Here is a 17,902-nt window from a genome sequence, read left to right as displayed (position 1 = left end):
GATCTTGGTAACAATAAGGCCTAAATTGTATGAAGAGGTAGGAAAGATGGATAATTTTAAATTAGATAAGCCAATCCCGTATTATCTGCAATTTTATTCCCAATTGAAAAAAATGATATTTGACGGGATTTTTAAACCGGGTGAACGGCTGAATGAGACTCAGCTGGCCAAGGATTTCGGAGTCAGCCGGTCGCCGGTCAGAGAAGCCATGCGGCTCCTTGAAAAGGACGGGCTTTTGACGGCAGACGATCGAAACGGCTTTGTCATTTATTCTTTGTCCGTTAAGGATGTTGAAGAGATTTATAAAATCAGAATGTCACTTGAATCACTGGCGGTCGAACTGGTTATTGATGAAGCGGCTGAGAGTGAAATTGACCTCATTGAAAAACAGCTGCGGGAAACGGAAGAAGCCATCAATAAAGGCGTCAAAGAGACTGAGATTATTTCCTTAAACGAGTCGTTTCATCGGCTCCTTGTGGATTTCAGCCGCAACAGCCGGCTGGCCATGCTGCTTGAGCATGTCAATGTGCTGATTCATTTTTGCAGAGTTCTTAATTTTAAAGGCGATGACCGTGCGGAGGTTATCCTGCATGAGCACCGGAAAGTCTTTGAAGAAATAAAAAAGGGCGACAAAACAAAAGCCGTGCAATATATGACGGAGCATCTCAAGCATGATGAAGAACATCTGAAAGGCGTGCTCAAAGAGGGAGAAACAGACGAATCATCACGATAGACAAGGTGAAAAGCCTTGTCTTTTTTTTGCCGATGTCATCGAACCGTCATAAAGACCTGACGGATGTTCCTTGCATGATTTTTTCCGCGTCATTTATGATGGATATGGAAGAGACGCAAAAAAGGTAAAGGAGTTTGAAAAATGGCGAAACATATACTGATGATCAATTTTCCCGCAGAAGGACACGTAAACCCGACTTTGGGTATGACAAAGGCCTTCAGCGAACGGGGCGATCACGTTCATTATATCTCAACGGAAAAATACAAAAGCAGACTGGAAGGAGTAGGGGCGAAAGTTCATCTTCACAGCGATCTGCTCAGAATGACACCCATTGATCCCGGCAGTCCGTCCGGCATACTTGCATTTTTAAAGGTTCATATCAAAACGTCACTGGAGATTTTACATATTGTGCAGCGGCTGGCAGAGGACATTCAATTCGACGCCGTCTATTATGATAAATTCGGTGCGGGAGAGCTGGTGCGGGATTATCTCAACATTCCCGGCATCTCTTCTTCAGCATCCTTCCTGTTCAATGAAGACCGTCTGAAAATACTGCCGCTCCACCCGGAATCGGGCGTGCCGTTTCAGCCGGACAGGGAATGTGAAGAGCTGTTGGCCGAGATGAAAGACAAATACGGTGTCGCCCCTGACAGCATGGTTCAATTTATGAACAACACAGGTGAATTGAACGTCGTCTATACAAGCAGATATTTTCAGCCCGAAAGTGAGACATTCGGAGATGATTATTTATTTATCGGCCCGAGTTTTCCGAAGAGAAAAGGGCGCGTCGACTTCCCGATTGACTCATTAAAGAATGAAAAAGTCATTTATATCTCAATGGGAACGGTGCTCGGGGACACAGAAGCGTTTTTCAATCTGTGCATAGACGCGTTCTCAGATTTTGAAGGAAAAGTAGTCATTGCCGCCGGGGAAAAAGCCGATCTGTCGAAAATCAAACAGGCGCCGGAAAACTTTATCATCGCTCCATACGTGCCGCAGCTTGAAGTGCTGGAGCAGGCCGACGTGTTTGTCACGCATGGCGGAATGAACAGTGTAAATGAAGGCATTCATTATCAAGTGCCGCTGGTGGTCATCCCGCACGATAAAGACCAGCCGATGGTTGCGCGCCGCCTGACTGAATTGGATGCAGGCTATACAGTGCAAAAAGATGAAGTAAGCGCTGAAAAGGTAAGGCTTGCCGCGGAAGAAGTGCTGCATAACGGAAAATACAAACAAGGCATTCAAGCCATTAATGAAAGCTTTAAAGAATGTACGGACATGAAGGATGTCCTTGCCCGGATCGACCGGTTTATTGAACAAAAACATGCTCAATAATACATGGAAAAAGCCTGTTTCCTCTGCCAAAGGGAAACAGGCTTTTTATAATGGCTTTTAGATGATGTGATGTTCTTCATTTGCAAGTTTCACAAGAGTCAGAAGAGATTCTGCCTCACGTGCGTCGAGTGTTTTTGCCAGACGGTTTTTTTCAAAGATCTGCTGGCCGAAGACATTCACTGACGCCTGGTCAACCGCCGTGTGCCAGTTCTTTTGTGAATGATTCTCAGAAAAAGAGAAAACGAACACGGCAAAGACCGCTATAAGCATCGCCATGACCCAAAATTTTTGCCGATTTCCTGCTGCTGACATAGGCCGCCTCCTAAACATTTTACTGGTATTAGATCATATATGAGCTGTTTTTAACAGAGTAAAGAAGTCATTTTTTCATGTAGTCCAAATGAAACGGAGTACAGCCGAAAGCCCGCCAGTCAGGCCGATGAGCCAATTCATATTTTGTTCATATTTTATTAAAAGTTTATCCAAGCCTGTCCTTTACAGTAGATATAACCACAAAATGCTGCTGAAAGGAGCCTTTAAAAAATGCATATTCATATGATCAACAAAAACCAGTTTGAGAGTGACTTGGAGGCGGCCGGCTTCAGCCCTCAGGCAGATGATATTATCGGCAAAATGAAAGAGTACGTAACGGAATACGCGGCTTCATCCGAACGGTTCCTGATTGAAATTCAAACCGTCATGAACGAATACAAAGCCGTCGTCTGCGCGATGTTTTCGACCATGGAAATTGCCGGTGCAAATAAAGACGAGAAGCATGTTGAATTTGAAGCCTGCACAGTATTTTGTGAATAAAAGACATTCATCAAACCTCCGCGGCTGCCTGAACGGCAGTATAACGACTGGTGTTTCGAGAAGGGAAAATATTGAAACTTCTAAAGCGGCCGTTCGTATAAAAGAGTAAATCAGCTTGTATATGGAGGTTCGTGAAATGAACGATAAGAAAAAACAAGCGTTTGAACAGCTTTTCAGCACTTTAGACGAAAGACATGAAATAAACGGCGCTGTATTGGCAGCGGAAAACGGCCGCATCTTATACCAGGGTTCATTCGGCGCTGCAGAACTGAAAACAAAGAGGATGCTGAATGACCAATCGGTCTTTGAATTGGCCTCAGTATCGAAGCCGTTTACAGCTTTGGGCGTTATCATTTTAGAGCAGCAAGGGAAGCTGCGTTATGACGATATGATAGAGCGGTGGCTTCCTGATTTTCCTTATCCGGGCATTACCATTCGGCATTTACTCCATCATACGTCAGGATTGCCGGACTATATGGAGTTGTTCTTAACACATTGGGACCGGGACAGAATTGCCGTTAATCAAGATGTGATCAATATGCTTAAGCAGCATAAGCCGGATGCTTATTTCCCGCCTGGCAAGGAGTGGCTTTACAGTAATACGGGGTATGTGGTGTTAGCGGTTATTATAGAAATTGTATCAGGCATGAGTTTTGCTGAATTTATGAAACAAGCCGTATTTCATCCGCTTCGTATGCACGATACGCGCATTTATAACAGAAGGCTGAGTAAAGAAAACATCCCGAACTATGCATATGGCTATGTGTATGATGTTCATTCCGGAGAATATGTGCTGCCGGATGAACTTGAGGAAACCGATTATGTCGTCTTTCTTGACGGGATTCAAGGTGACGGAACCGTTAACTCCGCTATAAGAGATTTATATCTGTTTGATCAGGCTCTTTATACAGAAGAAATCATCAGCAAAGAGTCTAAAGATCAAGCGTTTACACCGGGCTATTGGAATGAAGAAGAGCAATTCGGATACGGATTTGGCTGGATGATTCAAAACAGCCGGCAAAAAGGGAAGGTTATCAGTCACGACGGAGGCTGGCCGGGCTATTCAACTCTGATGATCCGGTATATTGACCAGAATAAAACATTGATTTATCTAAGCAATATGGAACAATCGTATCAATTTGAACAAGCCGTAATTGCCGCGGCTGTAAACATCTTATTTGATCAGCCATACGTGATTCCGAAACGTCCGGCAGATCAGAAAAAAGCAGATATCGATCCTGCGAATTACAGCAGATTTACCGGCAATTACTCATTTCAGGATGACACACATGCATCGGTGGCGGTAAAAGAAAACCGATTGTATCTTACAATAGACGGGCAGACACCATTCGAATTATTCCCAATGACGGAAACCCGTTATTTTGTCAGGGCGCTGCCGCTTGAAATTGAATTTGCAGGTGATAAAGCACACAGAGCCCCGCATTTTGTTTTATATCAGGACGGCACAGAAGAAACGGCTGTGCGGATAGATTGAGTGACATGCAAAACAAAACCGCCGTCCTGAGAAGACGGCGGTAATAGAAAAGTCAAACCCCTTTGATGACGCGAAATTTTCTTTTCGGCTCTGACATAAATATAGAAGAAAAAATCATAGCTCCGAGCATTGTGATGTATTCCATATAAAGCGAAACTTCTGCCAAAACCAACCCCGCAATCATTAAAACAGCGCCCAATACCACCGCAAAAACCTTCGTTTTCATGATGAGTTCCCCCTATTATCTGATAATTGAATTATACTGCATCTCCATTAATGTGTACATTTTGTGAACAATTTCACCTGATGAAAGGCAATAAAGAGAGATTTGAAGAATTAGGAGAAATGACAGGCCATCTTTTTGTTTTACTGAAGAAACGAAAGGGAAAGTGAAAAATCAAAAAGGCAAAGGAGTTCTTGAAATGAAAGCGAGACTATTTTTATTCAGCATGTTTCTCCTGATCCCCGTTCTGGCGCTTGCCGGATGCAACAGCCAATCTTCAGGAGGAAGCGAAAAAGCGAAAGACAAAGAAACGCACTCTCACGAAGACATGAATCACTCAGGTTCATCCGAGGTGCCGAAAGGTTTAAAGAAGGCCGAAAATCCGACTTATAAAGTCGGCAGTGACGTCATGATTTTAGCTTCTCATATGAAAGGCATGAAAAATGCACAAGGAACCGTAAAAGGTGCTTATGATACAACGGTTTACAGTGTATCTTACACTCCGAAAACGGGAGGAAAGCGCGTCGAAGATCATAAATGGGTCATTCAGGAAGAGCTGAAGGGCGCCGGTGATAAAACGTTAAAACCGGGTGACAAGGCCGTGATCGAGGCATCCCATATGAAAGGCATGAAGGGCGCCGAAGCCGTTATTGATTCAGCCAAAAAGACAACCGTGTATATGGTCGACTATACACCGACTGACGGCGGCCAAAAAGTAACCAATCATAAATGGGTGACAGAAGACGAGCTTGCTGCCGCAAAATAAAAAGACCGCAAAAGCCGAAGGAACTCCTTTGGCTTTTTTGCGGTCTCACATTTATGCGGATTTTCTTTTCAAAGCGGGTCTCGTTAAAGAGAATACAGCTAACGCGACAGCGATAATGACAATCAAACCGCCGCACCAGGCTGTTGCTGTGACAGAACCGGTTTGTCCGATCACTCCGCCGCCGATGGCTGACCCGAGCGCGATGCCGATCTGCAAAGCGGACGTGTTGAAGCTTTGCTGAATATCGGAAGACTCAGGCGCAATTTTGATTAAATAGCTTTGCTGCGCCGGCGCAAGGCTCCAGCTGAGCAATCCCCAGATCACCATCGCAGGCAGGAAAATGATTAAAGAAACCGTTGTCAGCGGAAGAATAAACAGGATCAGAGCGAAAGAAACGGTCACAAGCATGATGCTTTTAAATGCCCCTAAACGGTCATACAGCCAGCCTCCGAACGGGCCGCCGCATACCGCTGACAGACCGAACAAAAAGTAGCATACACTGACCCAAACGGAACTCAAATGAAGCGTTCTTTCCAAAAAAGGCGCAAAGTAGGCATAGAGTGTGTAATGCCCCGCCAATGTAAACAAGGTGACAAGATGTGCGCTGGCAATTTTGGCGGACCCGATCGTCTTGATCTGCTCACGAAACGGAATCATTTTTTCAGCAGGTATTTTTTCAAAAAAGACGCTGATAATCAGCATGGAAATGAGAGATAATACGCCGATTCCCAAGAACAGAACGCGCCATCCGAAGGCATTGCTGATGATAATGCCGACAGGCACGCCTAAAGCGATTGCGGAGCTGAACCCCATGAAAATGATGCCGATCGCCCGCGCTCTGTATTCAGGCGCCACGATTTTAGGAGCAATCGTTAAAGAAAGGACGACAATCAGCCCTGTGCTCATGGAAGCGAGCACCCGTGACACCATAAGTACGGCGAAATTGGGACTGAAATAAGCGACCAGATTACTTAGGAAGAAAATAAACAGTGCGATTAAATAAAGACGCTTTCGTTCAGCCTTTGCCGTCACTGCCAAAAGCAGCGGGCCGGATACCGCGTAACCGAGCGCAAACACGCTGATCAGCTGCCCCGCGCTGACGATGGATATATCTAAGTCGGAAGCGATTTGCGGAAGAATACCGCCCACAATTAATTCAACCAATCCGACTGCGATGGTAGATGCTGCAAGCAGAAATACTTTGAAATTCATGTACAGATACTCCTTTTTTTATTTTTTAGAAAATAAAAAATCCTGATTACAAAAAGTGTACGGGACAATTTTTGTAATCAGGATTTTACGGTTCCTGGTAGACACCCTCAAACCATATCATTGAGGTTATACAATGTATGCAATATTCGGTTGTGTCCGTTTCTGCAAAAAATTCTACCATAATAGTGAGGGATATTCCATAGAAAATTCGAGGAAATCCTTTCAAATTTCAATATCGGCGGCTGTAACGTCATTGATGAAGCAGGGAAAAAAATTTATGATAACCGTAAGGAGTCTATACAGATCAAACATTATACAGCCGGAGGAAACCGATGAATAAGTACGAAAAAATCGCCAACGAAATGAGAAAGAGGATTAAAAGCAGTGTATATGACATAGATCAGCCGATCCCGGATGAAAAGACGCTCGCTGCGGAGTTCGGGTGCAGCCGGATGACGATGAAGCGGGCGCTTGATACACTTGCGGCTGAAGGGATGCTTTTCAGAAAAAGAGGGCACGGCACGTTTATCATTCAATCAGCCATGCAGGATGAGCACGTTCACGTAGTCAGCAACGAAATTCTCGGCCTGAGCAATTTGTTAAAAGGAAAGAATATCAAGAGCAAAGTCATCCGGTTTGAAGTGCAGTTTCCGTCTCAAGATGTCGCCGCACATTTGGCCATCGATGAAAAGACTCCCGTCTATTATGTAGTAAGGCTCAGAATTGTTGAGGGCGAACCGTACGTTCTTGAAAAAACGTACATGCCGGCGAGCCTTATACCCGGCATTAATGACGAGGTGCTCAACCATTCCATCTATGATCATATTACGCGGGAACTGCAGCTCAAAATCGCAGGCTCACACAGAAAAATCAGAGCGTGCAAGTCGGATGATATGGATCAGCAATATCTCGGCTGCCGGCCGGATGACCCGATACTTGAAGTCGAGCATGTAGGCTTTTTGGACAACGGCACTCCCTTTGAATATTCATTTTCCCGCCACCGTCATGACAAGTTTGTCGTGACCTCAGTCAATATAAAACGTTCATAAAAGCGCCGAAGAGTGAGAGAAAAACTCACTCTTTTTTTGTTGCCGCTGATTTACATCTTCGCTTCTTTTATGTTATATTACCCAATGATAGAATCATCCTACAAATTTCAGAGGTGTTTTGATGGAGATATCCAAAACAAGCAGACTGTCGCTCGTAGAACAAGTGGTGACGCAAATTGAATCGTTAATTCAATCGGATAAATGGCCGGTCGGGACGCGCATTCCCCCTGAGCTGGATTTAATGAAGCAATTTGATGTGAGCCGAAACACATTGCGTGAGGCTATTCGGGCGCTCGTACATGCCGGCCTGCTTCAGACAAGGCAGGGGAGCGGTACGTATGTCAGCTCATCCAGTGTTCTCGGCGCGGCATTTTACCGCCATATTAAAAAATCAAATTTGCTTGAAACATTAGAAGTCAGATACGCACTCGAAAGAGAAGCTGCACGATTGGCGGCGGAAAGGCGTAATGACGAAGACCTGAAAGCACTGAAGGCATGCTTGGATGAATGTGAAGCGGCCTTGCAAAATGAAGATCGAAAACGGTATGCCGAAGCCGACATTAAGCTGCACAAAACCATTGTACAGGCGGCCCATAACAACATGCTTTCTGATCTTTACGAGCATATGACGGAGGCGCTTTGTGCGTCAGTCCATAACCTGTTGGAAATCACCCCTGCTATCCGGATCCACACCCAGCTTGCCGCCGCGATTATCGGACAGAAACCGGATCAGGCCATGGAGGCCGTCAACCAATACATCAGAGTATTTAAAGATACAATACACATGGAGGATGAACATGAAAATTAAAGACGAACATCAAATTCTGCAAGCAAGTCAGCGTAAAAAACTGATATTGCTGGTCATCGGAGTCATATTGATAGGGGCCAACCTCAGAGCGCCTCTGACATCGGTCGGACCGCTCGTTTCCTCAATTCGGGACAGCCTTGGCATGACCAATGCGGCTGCCGGCACCATTACGACAGTGCCGCTTTTGGCCTTTGCATGTCTGTCGCCGTTTGTTCCTTTATTGTCCCGGCGCTTCGGGACCGAGATTGTCTTACTGTCATCATTAATTGTCCTGACAGCCGGAACTCTGCTGCGCTCCATCGCCGGAATCGGCACTCTCTTTTTCGGAACGATCCTGTTGGGATTGTCGATCGCCGTATGCAACGTCCTGCTGCCGAGTCTCATTAAACATAAGTTTCCCGGAAATTTAGGCATCATGACCGGCGTCTACTCGGTTTCTATGAATCTGTGCGGCGCGATTGCATCCGGCATCAGCGTGCCGATCGCCTCTTCAGCGGGGTTAGGCTGGAAAGGCGCGCTCGGCTGCTGGGCTATCCTTTCTTTCATTGCGTTTGTCATGTGGATTCCGCAAATGCGAGGACGCGAACTGCCCGTCCGCACGACTGGGACAAACGGAGAGAAGAAAAGCAGTCTGCTGCGGTCTCCGCTTGCTTGGAAGGTGACGATGTTCATGGGGCTGCAATCCCTTATTTTTTACACCGTCATCGCTTGGCTGCCGGAAATTCTTCAGCAGAATGGACTCAGCTCAAGTAAGGCGGGATGGATGCTTTCATTAATGCAATTCTCAGTCCTGCCGATTACTTTTATCGTGCCGATCGCTGCCGCTAAAATGAAAAATCAGCGCGCACTCGCCGGACTGACGGCTTTATTTTTCCTTATCGGCATTGCCGGCGTTCTTTTCGGAAGCCCGGCTCTCACTCCGCTATGGGTCATTTTGATCGGAATTGCGGGAGGATGTGCATTCAGCTTGGCGATGATGTTCTTCAGTCTGCGGACCCGGCATGTTCATGAAGCCGCGGCGCTTTCCGGCATGGCCCAGTCATTCGGATACCTGCTTGCCGCGTTCGGGCCGCTCGTATTCGGTTTGCTGCATGACATCACGCACGGCTGGACGGTTCCGTTATTCATGCTGATCGCAGTCTCCGTTCTGATCTTCATTTTCGGAGTCGGAGCGGGAAAAGCGGAACAGATCAAAACAGCATAAAAAAACAAAGGGCCCGCTTAGGGTCCTTTGTTTTTTATTTGAAAAGCTGTCTCAGGCCGTCACGCTGTCAGTTTTAAGCCGATGACACCGATGAGGATAAGCCCCAGAGACACCAATTGTGACAGATTGAATTTTTCTTTAAACCAAAGTATGCTCACGGCCGAAACGCCGATGCTTCCCATGCCGGTCCAAGCCGCATACGCGACACCTGTGGGAAGAACCTGCATCGCTCCGGAAAGGCAAAAGAATGAAAGCATAAAGCCTGTTACCATGACAATCAGCGGCCACTTTTTTTTAAAACCGTCAATATGTTTCATGGCAACGGCCGCTACAACTTCCTCCGCTCCGGCAATAAATAACAGCAGCCATGCCATTAATGTTCACCCCTTGTTTCAGTTTCTTTCGTAAATACCTTCATTCCTAAAATGCCGGACAACAGCAAAGCCAAAAAGAATATTTGCCCGATTGAAAACGATTCGCCTAAAATGACGCCCGTTACATATGTGCCGACGGTGCCTATTCCGACAAAAACGGTATATGCGGCAGCCATCGGAATTTTTTTATAAGAGCGGATCAGCATCAGAAAGCTGACGGCAATCAGAAGGAAAATACCAATCCAATCAAAAAGCGAATCCGCATGCTTCAGGGCGGACGCCCAAACTACTTCTAACAGTCCGGCTATCAATACAAGCAGCCAATACATGATACAGTCACCTCAGTTAGTTATGAATGAATGTCAGTCATTTTTGCAGCGGTCAAAAATGATCGGTCTCCGCCAATCATTTCTGCAAGCTTCTTTTGAGAAAGCTGAATATTTCTTTTTTATATACTTCAAGATCGACATCCTGTTCACAGCCGATATAAAACCGTTCAGCCGCGTTCTCGACAACGTTGATAATCGTTCTGGCCGTCCATCTGACATGAATGCCGCTGTGGACCTCACCCTGTTCAATGGCCGTATTGATCACGCCTTCCAGCCAGGAATAATAAGGCTGATAAATGGCTTCCCATTTCTCCATCGAATGATCGATGGCAAGACCGGAATAACAGAGAACGATAATATCTTTATGAAGCCGGGTGATGTGAAATGTCTCATCTACCAAAATGTCCAGCAACGTCCAAAAATCTTCAGAACCGTCCGTTTTCCCTTTTATCCTGTCCAGCGTAGTGTCGAGCAGGTTTTCTGCAATCGCGGATATCAGTGCGTTTTTAGAAGAAAAATATAAGTAAAACGTCCCTTGGGCCGTTCCGGCTTTTTTGACGATTTCTGAAATGGATGCTTTGTCTAATCCTTTTTCAGAAATGACTTCAATCGCGGCTTGCAGGATCTTTTCGTATTTTCCCGAGCTTTGTTTTGCCAATAGAGGGGTTCCTCCTTTTATGAATGACTGTCATTCATTTTATCGCACATTCGCTTTTTTGTCATCCCTTAAAATAAAAATACCGGAAAGAAGACCATACTTCTTTCCGGCATTCGTCATTTATCACTGTCGATCATAGCCTTCGGCAGTCCCGTATATTTTGCCCAGTAATAAATACCGAGCGAACCGATGGCGATCAGAATCAGGTCAAGCGGATTGCTGATAATGCCCAATCCGTGGCCGAACGAGCCGAGATAGGAGAAAATCAGCATCATGACATAAAAGCCGACAATCCACCATGCTGATTTCAGCTGCTGGCGTATGCTGACATCATCTTTGGGAGCATATTTACTGAAACAAAGATAGATCAGAAACATGACAATTTGAGAACCGAGAAGCCAGGATACGGTGCGCCATCCGGACCAATATACAATATAAGAGGTAAAAATAAACGACAGCGGTCCGATGATGCTCATCCCTTTTAAATAAAACGGTCTGTTAATATTCTTCGCGTTGACTCTCAGCGCCGCAGAAGAAATCGGCGCAATCGCATAAGACAGAATCAATGCGACGGAGCATACGTTGACAAGAGCGTTCCAAGAAGGGAACGGAAGCGTCCAAAAAACAGCCAGACCGAACGAAAGCCAAAGGGAGGCACGCGGTGTCCCGGTTTCTTTATTGACTTTAGAAAAAATGCTGAATAATGTTCCGTTTCTGGCCCAGGCATAGACGAGACGTGAAGTCGTATTCATAAAGATATTTCCGTTACCGCCCGGTGATAAAATCGCATCTAAAATGACCAATGTCGCCAGCCACCCCAAACCGAGCAAAACGGCGATATCTTTGAACGGAAGGGAGAATTCAGTCCCGATAGCCGGCCATCCGTGCTTCAGGGTATCCGCCGGGATCGCCCCGATAAAAGTGAGCTGCAGCACGGTGTAAATAATAGTAGAAACGATAATACAGACAATCAATGCGATCGGAATGTTTCGCTTCGGATTCTGAACTTCACTCGCGACAGCCACAATCGGATGCAGCCCAAGGTATGCAAACATGACGCCGCCTGTGGAAATCGCGGCCTGAATTCCAGTGAAACCAAAAGGCGCGAATCCGTGAACGGTCATATTGCCCGGGTGAAAATGAAAAATCAGTACCACAATTACCGTAATCGGTACGACATATTTAAAAATCGAAATAATGAAGTTTGCTTTCGCAAAGGTTTTGACACTCCAGTAATTGAGGAGGAAGAACAGGCAGAGCAGCGCAAATTGCAATATCCACCCGGCAATTGTCGGAGAATCGGAGCCTTTTACGGTCAAACCGGGAAACCAATACGCCACGTATTGGCGGACGGCCGTGACTTCTATAGAAATAAGACTCGTGTATGCCACAATGGTGACAAAGGAAATTAAATATCCGACGAGGTGTCCGTGTGAATATACGGGATACCGGATAATTCCCCCGGTCCGCGGCAGCGCGGCGCCCAGTTCCGCATAAACCAAGCCGATCAATAAGATGATTCCCCCGCCGATCAGCCAGGAAAAAACGCCTGATGGGCCCGCTTTAGAGGCGACGTTACTGACGGCAAACAGCCATGCCGAACCGAATATGGCTCCCATGCCGATTAAAATAAGATCAAAAAGTGACATAGTTTTCTGGAAGTTTCCTTGCTTAGACATTCGCTGCCTCCTTAGAAAAGACATTGTTCTCTTTACATAATTCCCATTATCATTCAAACATACCCAGCCGGCCGGCTGGAAAATTAGGACAACTTTCGAAACGAAGTATGTACAGCAATGTGCTCACATTATAATAACGGCCGTATGGCAAGATCTCCCGGCTTATATTCCCCGTTTTAAACACATTCAAACCTCATATTCAGAAAAACAAAAAACGCCCGAAACAGGCGTTTTTTGTTACAAGTTCATATCTTTCAGTCCGGGGCTGTGCTCATTCGGAAGTTCAGGAAGTTCCGGCACGGGGAAACCTTTAGGAGGCTCGGAGACACTTAATTCGCCGCCGTTTCGGCTCGGCGTCGTTCCCTGCAGAATTTCTCCGATCCGTGTCGGATCCAGTCTGAAATTAAATTGGGTATTATGATAACCCATCTCAACGAATTTCCGGCATTCCGGGTATTTTTCAATATCATAATTCGGCACGGGAAATAATTTGCCCCATTCGACACCCAGTGTTTCCAACGCTTTTGTAAATGCATTTTGATGGGCGTTGTCACGGACGATCAGAAAACCGAGTGTTTCTCTGAACGTCTGATTTGAACTCATTTCATAAATGCGCGTCTTTTGCAGCACGCCGGTTGATTCCAGCACGACATTGTCCAATAAATCGGAAATCAGGTTCCCGTGGTTGTATACCCAAGACCCGTTCCATGGATTGCCGCCGGCGTCTACAGGAAGAGAACTTTGCGCCCCGATGATAAAATGGTGCGGATTGGCGTGTTTCACTGCTTCGTCAAGCGGCGCCTGATCTGCTGCCTGATTTCCAGGGCCCTCAGCGCCGCTTTCATCTAGCAGCGCATTGATCGTACTTTGGACGAGTTCAACGTGTGCGATCTCTTCTAAAAATACACCGCGAAGCAGGTCACGGAACTGTTTTTCTTTTCCTCTGAAATTAGAGCTTTGGAAAAAGTATTGCATCATCGTCCGCATTTCTCCGTAGTGCCCGCCTAAAATTTCCTGAAGCACCTTGGCTGCGGCCGGGTCCGGCTTGTCCGGTTTAATGATATTGATCAGCTCTTCTTTGTAATAATACATAAACAGCGCCCCCTGAAAGAAGTTTTCGGTTCTTCTGTTAGTGTCTTTGCAAAGTCAGTTTTTATGTATCGGCATCAAAAAAAGGACGGAAACCGTGTCCGTCCTTTTGTGTTAAGCCTCAACCGTCCCGCGAAGTTTCGTGTTGACAAGCCCGTTCCATCCTTGATCCATCGTACTGTGAATCTCGGAGCTTTTCCGATTGACTTTATTGATAACGGCTTCCGGCTCTTTCCATCCGCCGTGAATGAGAGTGAATTCCGTATCTCCGCTTTCCGTTTCCTTTAAGACAAAAGAAACGATCCAGCCTTCCGTATCCCACGAAAAAGAAAGGCGGTACGGCGCTTCAATATCCAGCAGCTTGCAAGGAGACGGACCGAACGGAGATTCCAGCTGAAACTCACTGTCTTCTTGAGGTGTGAAATCATTCGGCATAAACCAGAGAGACAGGCCGTCCGCAGTGGAGACCGTATCCCAGACAACTTGTATCGGCGCCTTGAAAACGGCGGTATGAATAATGTCCGGTAATGGCTGATTGCTGCTGTTGTTGTTTTTGTTATCTTTGTTTTGTTTATCAGACATGCTGCGTAACCACTCTTTCGCTGTTTTTACTTTTGATCATACTACACGGGGCAGGACATTTGAAATCAAATCAAACTTATTCTATGCTTTTCCAAAGCCATTCAATTCATTTTAAGGAGACGTAGTGATGACAGATCAATTTAAAGCGTTAGTAGTCGATCAACGTGAAGACCGGTTTTCAGTCAGCGTACGGGAGCTGGCGGTTCAGGACCTTCCCGAGGGTGAAGTGCTGATTAAGGTTTGCTATTCAGGGGTGAATTATAAAGACAGCTTGGCTGCCATTCCTGACGGCAAGATTGTAACGTCGTATCCTTTCGTGCCGGGAATTGATTTAGCGGGAATCGTCGTTTCCTCAGATGACGCCCGTTTCAAAGAGGGGGACAAAGTCATTGCGACAAGCTACGGCATAGGTGTTTCCCGCTTTGGCGGTTATAGCGGGATGGCCCGCATTCCGGCAGATTGGATTGTGCCGCTGCCTGAAGGTCTGACACTTAAAGAAGCCATGACGATCGGAACCGCCGGCTTCACTGCCGCATTGTCCGTTCAGCGTCTTGAAGAAAACCATGCCGCTCCTGAAAAAGGGAAGGTGCTGGTCACGGGAGCGACAGGCGGCGTCGGAAGCTTTGCCGTCTCCATTCTTTCAACCTTAGGTTACGAGGTTGAGGCCAGTACGGGAAAAGAAGACGAAAGCGGCTATTTGAAGAGCCTCGGAGCAAAGACGGTCATTCACCGTGATGAAGTGTATAACGGCACGTTAAAACCAATGCAAAAGCAAAAATGGGCAGCGGCCGTCGATCCGGTCGGAGGTGAGCCGCTTGCTTCAGTTCTCAGCCAGATTCAGTACGGCGGATCAGTTGCTGTGAGCGGACTGACAGCGGGAACGAAACTCCCGGCTACAGTCTTTCCGTTTATATTGCGCGGCGTCAGTCTCTTGGGAATCGATTCCGTATTCTGTCCGATGGAGACAAGAAAGAAAACATGGCAGCGTTTAGCTGATGACTTCAAGCCTGCAGATCTGGAGGCCTTTATTCAAAAGGAAATTACACTTGAAGAGCTGCCGAATACGCTTCCTGCCCTTTTAAAAGGAGAAGCGAGAGGAAGAACGATCGTTACAATAAACGAAGAATAAATCAAAAACCCCCAATCAGCAGTTGGGGGTTTTCAATATATAATCAATTATTGATTACAATCGGGGTAATTCGTTGAGCGTGTTACGAAAATGCATTAATGGAAAACGTAAATTGATTATGTGTGGGTATAATATAGGTAAGTTATAAAATTTTCTGAAATATTTATTGACTGAAAGCGCTTTTAAAATTATGATAATAACATAAGTGCCAATAATATCATTATAACTTTACTAAAAAGTAACTATAAAGTAACAATTTGGCGAGAGGGGAGAGCGAATAATCACTATAAATGATAACGCTTTCGGAGTATTTTCTTCTTATATAACTGTTTTGGACAGTCAGAAATTGTATGCAGACGTTATAGGTGTAAACATTGATAACTGAATATTCCGATATTATCTCTGTGTAAAAACTAGGAGGATTTGAAGATGAATAAAAATAGCAGCCAGCATTCATTTTTGAGAACCATCATTTTAGTATCGACATTCGGGGGACTTCTTTTCGGCTACGATACCGGTGTAATTAATGGGGCGCTGCCGTTTATGGCGGAAGCTGACCAGCTTAATCTTACCGCTTTGACTGAAGGGATGGTGGCGAGCTCCTTGCTCTTGGGGGCTGCGATCGGCGCGGTTTTCGGAGGGAGATTGTCGGACTATAACGGCAGACGTAAAAATATCCTTATCCTTGCCGTTTTGTTCTTTGCAGCAACGCTTGGATGTACACTGGCGCCTAACGTATCGGTTATGATCATCTCCCGTTTTCTGCTGGGGCTTGCCGTCGGGGGAGCATCCGTAACCGTTCCGGCATATTTGGCTGAAATGTCGCCGGCGGAAAGCCGAGGGAGAATGGTTACCCAAAATGAATTGATGATTGTAACGGGCCAGCTGCTTGCCTTCACGTGTAATGCTATCATCGGCAATGTGCTTGGTGATACCTCTCACGCTTGGCGTTATATGCTCGTTATCGCGGCCCTTCCGGCGTTATTCTTGTTTTTCGGTATGCTGAAAGTTCCTGAAAGTCCGCGCTGGTTGGTTTCTAAAGGAAGAAAAGAAGATGCTCTGCACGTTCTCCGGCGAATAAGGAATGAAGAGAAAGCGAAGTCTGAGCTCGCTGAGATTGAATCTGCCTTTCATAAGGAAGCTGAGATGGAGCAGGCGACTTTTAAGGATCTTGCCGTTCCGTGGGTGCGCCGCATTGTGTTTATCGGGATCGGAATTGCGGTAGTGCAGCAGCTCACCGGCGTGAATTCAATTATGTATTATGGAACTCAAATTTTAAAAGATGCCGGTTTCGAGACAAAAGCCGCATTAATCGGCAATATCGCTAACGGTGTGATTTCGGTGCTCGCGACTTTTGTGGGAATATGGCTTCTCGGTAAAGTCGGCCGCCGTCCGATGCTGGTGACGGGGCTGATCGGAACGACTGCGGTGCTGCTTTTGATCGGAGTTCTGTCTGTCGTGCTGAAAGGATCGCCTGCTCTTCCTTATGTGGTTCTTTCATTAACAGTCACTTTCCTTGCGTTTCAGCAGGGGGCTGTCTCTCCGGTGACCTGGCTGATGCTGTCGGAGATATTCCCGCTTCGATTGCGGGGACTTGGTATGGGGGTCACTGTCTTCTGCCTCTGGATCGTGAACTTCCTTGTGGGTTTAACTTTTCCGATCCTGCTCGCAAACATCGGATTGTCTGCAACCTTCTTCATTTTTGTCCTGTTAGGGGTAGCGTCCGTTATATTTGTGAAAAGGTTTCTTCCGGAAACGAAAGGTCTGTCGCTCGAACAGCTTGAACAAAACTTCCGTGCTTATGAAAAAACAGATCGTAATAGCGCAGAAGCTGAGGTGAGCGGGTAATCTGAATAGACGCGGGGTTCCTAGGAATCCTGCTTTTTTATTTATTATATAGAAGGGAATAATAAGTGAGAAAAAAGTTTCGTAAAAGTGTTGACCTAATTTGAAGTGCATGGTATATTATTAAACGTCGCTGATGAACAAAGCGATAACGACAAATGAGAAAATGATCTTTTAAAAAAAGACTTTACAAATTCTCAAAAGCGTGTATAATAAATAAGGTCGAGAAAAAGACTTCGAAAAGAAATAAAAAAAACACTTGACATCATAACTGATTGGTAGTATGATAGTTAAGTCGCCTGATAAGCGCCCGTAGCTCAATTGGATAGAGCGTTTGACTACGGATCAAAAGGTTAGGGGTTCGACTCCTCTCGGGCGCGCCAATTCAAATGCGGGTGTAGTTTAGTGGTAAAACCTCAGCCTTCCAAGCTGATGTCGTGAGTTCGATTCTCATCACCCGCTCCATTATAATGATCTTTGAAAACTAAACAAGACAAAACGTACCTGTTAATTCAAAGTTTTAAATAAATCGCACAGCGATGTGCGTAGTCAGTCAAACTACTTTATCGGAGAGTTTGA

19 protein-coding genes, 2 tRNA genes and 1 riboswitch are annotated in these 17,902 nt (G+C 45.8%); of the genes, 12 read left to right on the top strand and 9 right to left on the bottom strand.

The window, feature by feature from the left end; translation table 11 throughout:
* The first annotated feature begins 46 nt into the window (after positions 1-46).
* Both ACWHAR_RS14970 and ACWHAR_RS14965 read left to right on the top strand, forming a co-directional pair.
* On the top strand, positions 47-733 hold the full coding sequence (locus ACWHAR_RS14970; protein WP_032873120.1) for a GntR family transcriptional regulator: 687 nt from the start codon (positions 47-49) through the stop codon (positions 731-733).
* A gap of 141 nt (positions 734-874) precedes the next feature.
* Positions 875-2,068 (top strand): macrolide family glycosyltransferase, encoded by a 1,194-nt coding sequence (locus tag ACWHAR_RS14965; RefSeq protein WP_032873121.1) that lies wholly within the window; start codon positions 875-877, stop codon positions 2,066-2,068.
* Between the two features lie 57 nt (positions 2,069-2,125).
* Here ACWHAR_RS14965 and ACWHAR_RS14960 read toward each other — a convergent pair whose 3' ends face one another.
* Positions 2,126-2,380 (bottom strand): hypothetical protein, encoded by a 255-nt coding sequence (locus tag ACWHAR_RS14960; protein WP_032873123.1) that lies wholly within the window; start codon positions 2,378-2,380, stop codon positions 2,126-2,128.
* 231 nt (positions 2,381-2,611) lie between these two features.
* On the opposite strand from ACWHAR_RS14960, the gene ACWHAR_RS14955 reads away from it, so the two are divergent.
* Together ACWHAR_RS14955 and ACWHAR_RS14950 are read left to right on the top strand one after the other, a co-directional pair.
* Positions 2,612-2,881, top strand: a complete 270-nt coding sequence (locus tag ACWHAR_RS14955; RefSeq protein ID WP_032873126.1) for a hypothetical protein — start codon at positions 2,612-2,614, stop codon at positions 2,879-2,881.
* Positions 2,882-3,017: 136 nt separating this feature from the next.
* A complete protein-coding gene (locus ACWHAR_RS14950; RefSeq protein WP_032873129.1) occupies positions 3,018-4,376 on the top strand; it encodes a serine hydrolase in 1,359 nt (452 codons plus the stop codon).
* Positions 4,377-4,428: 52 nt separating this feature from the next.
* Here the strand turns inward: ACWHAR_RS14950 and ACWHAR_RS14945 are convergent, their stop codons facing one another.
* Positions 4,429-4,602 carry a hypothetical protein gene (locus ACWHAR_RS14945; RefSeq protein ID WP_007409301.1) on the bottom strand — a complete coding sequence of 58 codons (174 nt, stop codon included), beginning with the start codon at positions 4,600-4,602 and terminating at the stop codon, positions 4,429-4,431.
* Between the two features lie 196 nt (positions 4,603-4,798).
* On the opposite strand from ACWHAR_RS14945, the gene ACWHAR_RS14940 reads away from it, so the two are divergent.
* Positions 4,799-5,365 (top strand): YdhK family protein, encoded by a 567-nt coding sequence (locus tag ACWHAR_RS14940; RefSeq protein WP_032873132.1) that lies wholly within the window; start codon positions 4,799-4,801, stop codon positions 5,363-5,365.
* A 51-nt stretch (positions 5,366-5,416) separates the two neighbouring features.
* Here ACWHAR_RS14940 and ACWHAR_RS14935 read toward each other — a convergent pair whose 3' ends face one another.
* Positions 5,417-6,577, bottom strand: a complete 1,161-nt coding sequence (locus ACWHAR_RS14935) for an MFS transporter (protein ID WP_032873135.1) — start codon at positions 6,575-6,577, stop codon at positions 5,417-5,419.
* 54 nt (positions 6,578-6,631) lie between these two features.
* Positions 6,632-6,731: riboswitch (purine riboswitch) on the bottom strand.
* Positions 6,732-6,909: 178 nt separating this feature from the next.
* Here ACWHAR_RS14935 and ACWHAR_RS14930 point away from each other — a divergent pair.
* The 3 genes from ACWHAR_RS14930 (at position 6,910) to ACWHAR_RS14920 (ending at position 9,638) form a co-directional block, all read left to right on the top strand.
* On the top strand, positions 6,910-7,626 hold the full coding sequence (locus tag ACWHAR_RS14930) for a GntR family transcriptional regulator (protein ID WP_007409298.1): 717 nt from the start codon (positions 6,910-6,912) through the stop codon (positions 7,624-7,626).
* Positions 7,627-7,747: 121 nt separating this feature from the next.
* On the top strand, positions 7,748-8,434 hold the full coding sequence (locus ACWHAR_RS14925; RefSeq protein ID WP_032873138.1) for a FadR/GntR family transcriptional regulator: 687 nt from the start codon (positions 7,748-7,750) through the stop codon (positions 8,432-8,434).
* Positions 8,424-9,638, top strand: a complete 1,215-nt coding sequence (locus ACWHAR_RS14920) for a CynX/NimT family MFS transporter (protein WP_012116961.1) — start codon at positions 8,424-8,426, stop codon at positions 9,636-9,638. The genes ACWHAR_RS14925 and ACWHAR_RS14920 overlap by 11 nt, the downstream gene beginning before the upstream one ends.
* Before the next feature lie 59 nt (positions 9,639-9,697).
* Here ACWHAR_RS14920 and ACWHAR_RS14915 read toward each other — a convergent pair whose 3' ends face one another.
* From ACWHAR_RS14915 to ACWHAR_RS14890, 6 genes are all read right to left on the bottom strand, one after another.
* Positions 9,698-10,012: a DMT family transporter gene (locus tag ACWHAR_RS14915; RefSeq protein ID WP_032873141.1), complete on the bottom strand. Its 315-nt coding sequence runs from the start codon at positions 10,010-10,012 to the stop codon at positions 9,698-9,700.
* Entirely contained in the window at positions 10,012-10,341 is a 330-nt protein-coding gene (locus ACWHAR_RS14910) for a DMT family transporter (RefSeq protein ID WP_003156023.1), read from the bottom strand. Before ACWHAR_RS14910 ends, ACWHAR_RS14915 begins: the two co-directional genes overlap by 1 nt.
* A gap of 76 nt (positions 10,342-10,417) precedes the next feature.
* Positions 10,418-10,999, bottom strand: a complete 582-nt coding sequence (locus ACWHAR_RS14905; protein ID WP_007409294.1) for a TetR family transcriptional regulator — start codon at positions 10,997-10,999, stop codon at positions 10,418-10,420.
* Between the two features lie 116 nt (positions 11,000-11,115).
* Complete coding sequence (locus tag ACWHAR_RS14900) at positions 11,116-12,678, bottom strand: APC family permease (protein ID WP_007409293.1); 1,563 nt, start codon at positions 12,676-12,678, stop codon at positions 11,116-11,118.
* Between the two features lie 237 nt (positions 12,679-12,915).
* Entirely contained in the window at positions 12,916-13,770 is an 855-nt protein-coding gene (locus ACWHAR_RS14895) for a manganese catalase family protein (protein WP_032873144.1), read from the bottom strand.
* Between the two features lie 111 nt (positions 13,771-13,881).
* Complete coding sequence (locus ACWHAR_RS14890) at positions 13,882-14,349, bottom strand: SRPBCC family protein (RefSeq protein WP_032873147.1); 468 nt, start codon at positions 14,347-14,349, stop codon at positions 13,882-13,884.
* Between the two features lie 127 nt (positions 14,350-14,476).
* On the opposite strand from ACWHAR_RS14890, the gene ACWHAR_RS14885 reads away from it, so the two are divergent.
* The 4 genes from ACWHAR_RS14885 (at position 14,477) to ACWHAR_RS14870 (ending at position 17,788) form a co-directional block, all read left to right on the top strand.
* On the top strand, positions 14,477-15,478 hold the full coding sequence (locus ACWHAR_RS14885) for an NADPH:quinone oxidoreductase family protein (RefSeq protein WP_032873150.1): 1,002 nt from the start codon (positions 14,477-14,479) through the stop codon (positions 15,476-15,478).
* Between the two features lie 429 nt (positions 15,479-15,907).
* Positions 15,908-17,326: a sugar porter family MFS transporter gene (locus ACWHAR_RS14880; protein WP_032873152.1), complete on the top strand. Its 1,419-nt coding sequence runs from the start codon at positions 15,908-15,910 to the stop codon at positions 17,324-17,326.
* 303 nt (positions 17,327-17,629) lie between these two features.
* Positions 17,630-17,706: transfer RNA gene (locus ACWHAR_RS14875), tRNA-Arg, on the top strand.
* Between the two features lie 8 nt (positions 17,707-17,714).
* Positions 17,715-17,788 (top strand) — tRNA-Gly (locus ACWHAR_RS14870).
* Positions 17,789-17,902 lie beyond the last annotated feature (114 nt).

The organism is Bacillus sp. LR--39 (genome assembly GCF_053613335.1).
The sequence above is the reverse complement of the archived record's forward strand: the minus strand, read 5'-3'. Positions and strand labels throughout refer to the sequence as shown.

Coding starts and splice junctions, on each gene's coding strand:
- ACWHAR_RS14970 (WP_032873120.1), top strand. CDS start 47: ATGGATAATTTTAAATTAGATAAGCCAATCCCGTATTATCTGCAATTT.
- ACWHAR_RS14965 (WP_032873121.1), top strand. CDS start 875: ATGGCGAAACATATACTGATGATCAATTTTCCCGCAGAAGGACACGTA.
- ACWHAR_RS14960 (WP_032873123.1), bottom strand. CDS start 2,380: ATGTCAGCAGCAGGAAATCGGCAAAAATTTTGGGTCATGGCGATGCTT.
- ACWHAR_RS14955 (WP_032873126.1), top strand. CDS start 2,612: ATGCATATTCATATGATCAACAAAAACCAGTTTGAGAGTGACTTGGAG.
- ACWHAR_RS14950 (WP_032873129.1), top strand. CDS start 3,018: ATGAACGATAAGAAAAAACAAGCGTTTGAACAGCTTTTCAGCACTTTA.
- ACWHAR_RS14945 (WP_007409301.1), bottom strand. CDS start 4,602: ATGAAAACGAAGGTTTTTGCGGTGGTATTGGGCGCTGTTTTAATGATT.
- ACWHAR_RS14940 (WP_032873132.1), top strand. CDS start 4,799: ATGAAAGCGAGACTATTTTTATTCAGCATGTTTCTCCTGATCCCCGTT.
- ACWHAR_RS14935 (WP_032873135.1), bottom strand. CDS start 6,577: ATGAATTTCAAAGTATTTCTGCTTGCAGCATCTACCATCGCAGTCGGA.
- ACWHAR_RS14930 (WP_007409298.1), top strand. CDS start 6,910: ATGAATAAGTACGAAAAAATCGCCAACGAAATGAGAAAGAGGATTAAA.
- ACWHAR_RS14925 (WP_032873138.1), top strand. CDS start 7,748: ATGGAGATATCCAAAACAAGCAGACTGTCGCTCGTAGAACAAGTGGTG.
- ACWHAR_RS14920 (WP_012116961.1), top strand. CDS start 8,424: ATGAAAATTAAAGACGAACATCAAATTCTGCAAGCAAGTCAGCGTAAA.
- ACWHAR_RS14915 (WP_032873141.1), bottom strand. CDS start 10,012: ATGGCATGGCTGCTGTTATTTATTGCCGGAGCGGAGGAAGTTGTAGCG.
- ACWHAR_RS14910 (WP_003156023.1), bottom strand. CDS start 10,341: ATGTATTGGCTGCTTGTATTGATAGCCGGACTGTTAGAAGTAGTTTGG.
- ACWHAR_RS14900 (WP_007409293.1), bottom strand. CDS start 12,678: ATGTCTAAGCAAGGAAACTTCCAGAAAACTATGTCACTTTTTGATCTT.
- ACWHAR_RS14895 (WP_032873144.1), bottom strand. CDS start 13,770: ATGTATTATTACAAAGAAGAGCTGATCAATATCATTAAACCGGACAAG.
- ACWHAR_RS14890 (WP_032873147.1), bottom strand. CDS start 14,349: ATGTCTGATAAACAAAACAAAGATAACAAAAACAACAACAGCAGCAAT.
- ACWHAR_RS14885 (WP_032873150.1), top strand. CDS start 14,477: ATGACAGATCAATTTAAAGCGTTAGTAGTCGATCAACGTGAAGACCGG.
- ACWHAR_RS14880 (WP_032873152.1), top strand. CDS start 15,908: ATGAATAAAAATAGCAGCCAGCATTCATTTTTGAGAACCATCATTTTA.